Genomic DNA, 2573 nt, shown 5'->3' on the forward strand with positions numbered 1-2573 from the left:
CTTATGTGTCTTTCCAACTGTCCGAATCAGACATTCGAATCATGTCCGTTGCAACACGCAAGCTGTCATGGCTTGTGGTGAAGTGTCCTAATTGGGACAGTACCCTCAGTCGCAACTCATTGAACCAACGGCGATTATGGCGTATTGTTCACGAACAGAAGTGGCGTGTGATACAGATAAAAAATGGCAGATCCGGCGCTCATGCGGATCGGCTTAAACATGGTTGGGTGACAGGACAAATATGAAACGCAAGCAAAAGATAAAAAGGAAACAGCGTATGGACGAGTTCAAAGCCGCCTTGGAGAAATGCTTTACGGACTTCTTCGCCGTCGTCGCGACTGACAAGTCGGAATGGACTGTCAAAGGCTTCATCGACATCTACAAGAACATCTACACGATAAGCACCGACACAAAGGTCGTATCGAAAATCATTGAGCTGATGATATTCCCCGTTCTGGCCAAGTTCGCGACGGACAACGGTTATGGGATGGACTTGGCAACTCATCAGAATCATTACCCCGACATTACGTTTGTACACGGCAAGACAGGTCGCAAGATTGCGCTTGATCTGAAGAGCAGTTACCGCACTGGCCCCACAAGGATTAACGGACTTACGCTCGGAGCATTCACAGGCTATTTTCGCAATCGCACGTCCACGAAGAACATAACGTATCCGTACAGCGAATATGACGCTCACTACGTTCTAGGCATCGTCTACACAAAGACAGATCTATTCGAGTGTGAACGCAAGTTTGCGGAAAAAGGCTTTACTCTAAACAACAACATCAGAAAAGCATTGGAGGACCAGCTTTCCACACCAGATGACGAAACGGAGAAAACGCTACTTGATGCTCTCCAGAAGCAAATGACAGAACTGTCGGTGAGCGCGGATGTGATCTTGGACATCGTGGCCAAGAGCAAACTCGACGAAAGAAAGACCTACGGACTTGGCGACTTGTCCCGTATCATGTCCGTAGTCAGAGACTTCAAATTCTTCGTGCAAGAAAAATGGCGGATTGCGACAGATCGGCCAGGAAGCGGCAACACCAAGAACATCGGATCAACGGCTGTTATCGATGAACTCCTGAAAGGTGAGGGACCTTTTACCAAGCAGAAGGACGGCAAAGCATTATTCGACGCGTATTGGCAGGCCTACATGACACGAGACATGGCAAAGGCATTGGACATGGATGATCCACCGTTCAAGAACATTGCGACCTACTTCCAGTACATTGAATCGCTGCCGAAACGGAAATGACCTACAGAACAATTGTTCCACCGATCAAGAGCCAAGGGATCAAGACGAAACTTGTTCCTTGGATTCAGGCTTTGGTGCCAGCCATGAAGGGGCGATGGATTGAGCCTTTCCTTGGCACGGGCGTTGTGGCCTTCAACTCTGGATTCCGAAAAGCCCTTCTCGCCGATATCAATCCGCATGTGATTGGGTTCTATCAGGCGGTCAAAGACAAAGTCATCACCCCAGCCTCGGTTCGGAAGTTCCTCGAAGACGAAGGCAGACTCCTCGCGACTGCGGATGACAAGGGGTACGCCCATTTCCGCGCAGTAAAGGATCGTTTCAACAAGAATTTTGACCCCTTGGACTTCCTCTTCCTCTCTCGCGCGGGATTCAACGGAATGATGCGCTTCAACCGGAAGGGGGAGTGGAATATTCCATTCTGTCAGAAACCAGAGCGATTTGCTCCGGCCTACATCACCAAGATTGTCAATCAAGTCCATGATGTCGCGTGCTTGATTCAACCCGAATGGACGCTCCGCGTATCATCGTTTGAGAGGGTTATCGAAGAGGCGACGGAGGATGACATCATCTATTGTGACCCTCCATACATCGGCCGATATGTTGACTACTACAGCGGATGGACGGAAGACAACGAACGGCAACTTCATGCCCTGCTGTCTACCAGCCCCGCCCGCTTTATTCTCTCAACGTGGCATCACAACGACTACAGAGCCAACCAATTTGTGGAATCGCTATGGGGGAAGTTTAACATCGTGACGCGAGATCACTTCTATCACTCCGGTGGCAAAATAGAAAATCGCCGGTCTGTCGTGGAAGCACTTGTGTTCAATTTTCCTGCAAATATCCAGAAGCACAATCACGGGTTGCAGCCAAAGCCAGAGCAGATAGTTCTCTTGGAGGAGCGGGAGAAATACATCACCCAACAACTGGCCGGAGCGTACGGTTGACCCGCAGCGGGCCAACCGTACGCCCAGCCAGGACGTTGCCGCGGCAGGACCGAGGACCGCTTGATGGCGGTGCGATCTTAGCCCCGAACTTCCGCACTTGGCCGAGAGCAGCCTATCAAAGCCCGAGCTCATCGGACGGTTTCCGTTCTATTGAATACCGATTATTACCACTCAATCCTGCGCCTAGGCCTGTTCGGCCATCGCAGTTCCCGCCCCACTGCACTCATCACTCCCTCGCTGCCGACGGCGCGACGATGAGCCCTTCGCGCAGCAACACGCTCATGGCTTCATGCGACGCACGCACCTGATGGCACACGTTAGGCGGTAGCAAACCATCGATTGACACGCGTCACGTGACGAACTACACT

General features: G+C 51.3%; 3 protein-coding genes. All 3 read left to right on the plus strand.

What is annotated here, in order from left to right; translation table 11 throughout:
- A partial coding sequence (locus tag KF839_RS14700) for a hypothetical protein (protein WP_292918579.1) occupies positions 1–245 on the plus strand: 245 nt, incomplete at its 5' end.
- 32 nt (positions 246–277) lie between these two features.
- Positions 278–1258, plus strand: coding sequence for a type II restriction endonuclease (locus tag KF839_RS14705; protein WP_292918580.1), 981 nt, complete (start codon positions 278–280; stop codon positions 1256–1258).
- Entirely contained in the window at positions 1255–2205 is a 951-nt protein-coding gene (locus KF839_RS14710) for a DNA adenine methylase (protein WP_292918581.1), read from the plus strand. Before KF839_RS14705 ends, KF839_RS14710 begins: the two co-directional genes overlap by 4 nt.
- The last annotated feature ends 368 nt before the right edge of the window (positions 2206–2573 follow it).

Source organism: Nitrosomonas sp. (genome assembly GCF_019635155.1).
In the GTDB taxonomy this organism is placed as follows: domain Bacteria; phylum Pseudomonadota; class Gammaproteobacteria; order Burkholderiales; family Nitrosomonadaceae; genus Nitrosomonas.

Bases quoted from the DNA above. Each gene is read 5' to 3' on its own strand.
- KF839_RS14705 (WP_292918580.1), top strand. From the start codon at position 278: ATGGACGAGTTCAAAGCCGCCTTGGAGAAATGCTTTACGGACTTCTTC.
- KF839_RS14710 (WP_292918581.1), top strand. From the start codon at position 1,255: ATGACCTACAGAACAATTGTTCCACCGATCAAGAGCCAAGGGATCAAG.